This window comes from Acinetobacter sp. GN11, from assembly GCF_054823985.1.
The window spans coordinates 1-3699 of record NZ_JRVL01000164.1 but is presented as its reverse complement, the minus strand read 5'-3'; the positions used below and the strand labels follow the sequence as shown (position 1 = coordinate 3699).

6 protein-coding genes are annotated in these 3699 nt (G+C 38.2%); 3 read left to right on the top strand and 3 right to left on the bottom strand.

The genetic code is table 11. The features are described 5' to 3' along the window. The first annotated feature begins 324 nt into the window (after positions 1-324). The 3 genes from NL42_RS14135 (at position 325) to NL42_RS14125 (ending at position 2388) form a co-directional block, all read left to right on the top strand. On the top strand, positions 325-1617 hold the full coding sequence (locus NL42_RS14135) for a Y-family DNA polymerase (RefSeq protein WP_461313211.1): 1293 nt from the start codon (positions 325-327) through the stop codon (positions 1615-1617). A gap of 112 nt (positions 1618-1729) precedes the next feature. Beyond that, a complete protein-coding gene (locus NL42_RS14130) occupies positions 1730-1945 on the top strand; it encodes a hypothetical protein (protein ID WP_461313210.1) in 216 nt (71 codons plus the stop codon). Positions 1946-2193: 248 nt separating this feature from the next. Beyond that, on the top strand, positions 2194-2388 hold the full coding sequence (locus NL42_RS14125) for a hypothetical protein (RefSeq protein WP_461313209.1): 195 nt from the start codon (positions 2194-2196) through the stop codon (positions 2386-2388). 140 nt (positions 2389-2528) lie between these two features. Here the strand turns inward: NL42_RS14125 and NL42_RS14120 are convergent, their stop codons facing one another. The 3 genes from NL42_RS14120 to NL42_RS14110 all read right to left on the bottom strand — a co-directional run. Further along, entirely contained in the window at positions 2529-2891 is a 363-nt protein-coding gene (locus tag NL42_RS14120) for a BAR domain-containing protein (protein ID WP_461313208.1), read from the bottom strand. Beyond that, positions 2888-3400 carry an endolysin LysAB3 gene (gene lysAB3, locus NL42_RS14115; RefSeq protein ID WP_461313207.1) on the bottom strand — a complete coding sequence of 171 codons (513 nt, stop codon included), beginning with the start codon at positions 3398-3400 and terminating at the stop codon, positions 2888-2890. Before lysAB3 ends, NL42_RS14120 begins: the two co-directional genes overlap by 4 nt. Continuing rightward, on the bottom strand, positions 3384-3699 hold a 316-nt coding region (locus NL42_RS14110; protein WP_461313206.1), incomplete at its 5' end, for a holin. The genes NL42_RS14110 and lysAB3, both read right to left, overlap by 17 nt.

The following is a 3699-nucleotide window of genomic DNA, read 5'->3' as shown; positions in this document are numbered from 1 at the left end:
TTTTGGTGGAGATGGCGGGAGTTGAACCCGAAACAATCAAACACTATCAAATACTATTAAATTACCGATATTAAAAATCAATAACTTACATCCCCTAGCCTGAATTGTATTTTACTGTTTATTAAGCGTGCCTGTCAAAAAACCTGTCATGACCTAACTTCCTTAATTCATGTTTACGTGTTTTGAATTGTGGAATTTCCGACCAAATGCACTTATTCTTGCGACTTTAATTGTCGTGCCCCTGATTTCCAAAGATTTTTATAATTTGAATTTTTATAGCCTCATCTCTACCATAAACTTGAATTTGTAACGAAATCAATTTTTATGAAACCGCGTATTTTTTGTTTGGTTGACGTGAACAACTGCTATGCCAGTATAGAACGTTTCTTCAACCCTCAATTAATTAACAAGCCCGTTATTGTGCTATCCAATAATGATGGGTGCGCTGTTGCACGTTCACAGGAAGCTAAAGCCATTGGTATAAAAATGGGTGAACCACTATTTAAAATTATTGATTTAGTCAAACAACATAATGTAGCTGTACTCTCAAGTAATTACCCCGTCTACGCTGAAATGAGCCGCAGATTTCACGCAATATTAAAACAGTTTGTAGCACCTCATGAGCATGAGACGTACAGCATTGATGAAGCGTTTCTAGAGCTGACAGCATACAGGCAAAACTATGATTTAGATGCTTACGCCCGCCTCATGAAAAACCGCATATGGCAATGGATCGGCCTGCCCGTATGCGTTGGAATAGGCCGAAGCAAGACTGAAGCAAAAATGGCAAATCATCTTGCAAAAACCTATATGACATTTGATGGGGTGTGTAACCTCACAACCTTTGAAACCAACATAAGAGATTTACTCTACAAACAAACTCACGTATCTGAAGTATGGGGAGTAGGTAGACAACATTCTAAAAAGCTGGAGGCGATGGGGATCAGCAAGGTCTATGATTTAATGATGGCTAACCCCTACCATATTGAATCATTATTTAGCGTTGTTATGAAGCGCACAGTGCTTGAGCTTAACGGTATTGCATGCATCGAAATTGAAGACACCCCGCCTTCACGTAAACAAATCATTTCTTCACGTGCATTCAAGCAAAAAATAACTGAAAAGGATGATTTGAAAGAGGCCATTGCTCGAAGGACCCAAGAAGCATTTACACGTATAAGGAAAGATCAGGCGCTATGCGGCTGCATTATCGGCTTCGCGCACTCAAGCCCATTTGATGTGAATAAACCATTTTATAAAAAAGAATTCTCTCAGCCCTTTGCAGTACCAACAGATGACGTTAGAAAGCTCATAAAAGCGACCACTAGAATGATCGATTACATTTATAAAACTGGCGTGGACTTCAAAAAATGTGGGGTTGTTTTGACTGCACTGGAGAGCAAGCATACTTATACTTATGACTTACTAACAGATTATAGTGACTTAGAAAAAACAGAAAATTTGATGTGTGCAATCGAGGGAATACAAGGGAAATTTGGGAAATTTAAACTCGGATTTGGCGGGAGTATGTATCAAAATCGGTCTTGGTCAATGTCTCAAAATCTAAAGTCTAATAATTATTTTACGTTTGAAGGCATGTTGACTATTAATAATTAAAAAGATAAAAATAACATTTGACTTGTGACCGCTCACAATTTATATTGAATTTATCAAGACAGAGATTGCAGCTCAGTGACTCTTGATAAACTAATCTAAGCAAGGAAAAAATATGAAAACTTATAAAATCTCAAAACCATTTGCAGGTCGTGTTGATATTGCTTCTGGTAGTGGAACTGTTTCTTATAGCAAAAGAGCACTTAAAATTGCAGTAGGGAACACAGCTATTGATGTAACAAAAGATGAGCTTCAAGAAATACTTAATGAACCATTAACTGAACGATGCCGATTATTTATTAATTTATTCAATACAAAAATGGAAGATTAGAAATAAATAAAGCCCCAATTGCAGTGGGGCTTTGCCATCTAAGCGATGGTAGATTAATTCAAGAGCCAAAATGGACCCTAAGAATTAATTTCTCAACCTTCTAAGCGAAGGCTAACACTTATAAAATTTATATAAGCATTAATTTCTAAACCATCTAAACGATGGTTAAGATTTTGAAATCAATGTCAAACATCAACTTCTCAACCACCTGAGAGGTGGTGAACTGAATATAGCAAGGTTTAAAATATATGGCAACCACATCAGCAGAAAGAAAAGCAAAACAAAGAAAGAATATGCTTGAAAAGGGTCTTGTAAGAAAAGATTTGTGGCTTTCTAAAGAAAGTATAGAAGTTATTGAAAATTTCAAACTTGCTAACAAATTAGAATCAAATGATGACGCACTAAATCAGATTCTTGAACAATTTAAAATAGCCCTCATCTGAGGGCTTTTCCTATTTCTATCCATGCGTCCACTTTAGCAGAACATTCATTCCCTTTAGCTAATGTATCAATAATCCATGGCGTAATGACCTTCCCCGTTCCATCTTCAAGCTTATTAAATCGCTCACATGGCTGCATTAAATTAGCTGGTACGTTTGGCTTCAATAAGACTGTTGATTTGGTACACCCCGTCAGAATCAATACAACGATTGAGATAAACAGGACGCTCAATGATCTTTTGCACTTCACGTTCAACATACTCGACTTTTGTGCGTTGTTCTGACTTAAGCTGTTCATACTCTGCGCTCACTTGATTAAATTCGTCTTGTGCTTCAGCAAGCACTTTTACTTGCTTACGCTCAATATCTTGTATTTGTGACTGACATTGCTGTTCAGCTTGCTTTAAAAGTCCTGCATATCGATTTGTGATAGCCGTCTGAATAACAACCACAACCACTAAAATAATGATCGCGGTCCAACGCTTATTTAAAAGAATCCAAGTCATGAGTTTTCACCTACACACTTTTGATGACGCTCAAGCTGTCTAGTCCACACGCCATAACAATTATTCATACGAATGCTGCAATCCCGCTTTGCAACGTATTTCCACTTCAGCAATGCATCACATGCCTGTCGGGGCTTGTTTGCTAAAAGTAGCCTCCGCATAGATGAGCTAGACCAAGCCGATTGCCCGTACTGGTAAATAAAGTCCAAATAGACTTCATATTCAGTTTGAGTAAGCTTCACGTTTGGCAAAGATTTCTTTAAAAATACTTCATCCTTACTTACGTGATAACGCAGCCATTTATCAGCGGTATCTCGACTGATTGCAGGATCGGTCATTTTGACCTTTTGGCCGTTTGGTTTAACAGTTGTGCCGTGACCCTGTGTAGGCACATCACCAGCAACAGGAATAACGGGTTTTGCTGTATAACCTTCTTTATTTTTTAAAGGCACAAAAAAAGCAGCCGAAGCTGCTATAAGTACCACCGCAATTTTAGTCTTGTTTGACATTACACTCACCATTCAGTTTTTTCATTTCAAGCTCTTCTCGCTGGATGCGCAGATTTGACTCAAGCTCTTCTCGTCGTATGCGCAGATTCGACTCAAGCTCTTCACGCTTATTTCGCTTAAATTGAAAATATGCATTTAAAAGAAACCCCACTACAGCAACCAGAAGACCAGTCAAAGCAACCCAATCAATTGATGTAAAAAACCCCAAAATACTTGCCCCCGCCCCTGTATATGTTGCATATGTCGCCTTTGTTGCTGCCCCTGCTGCTACTTCTGCAACACTACTTGCTGCATGATCT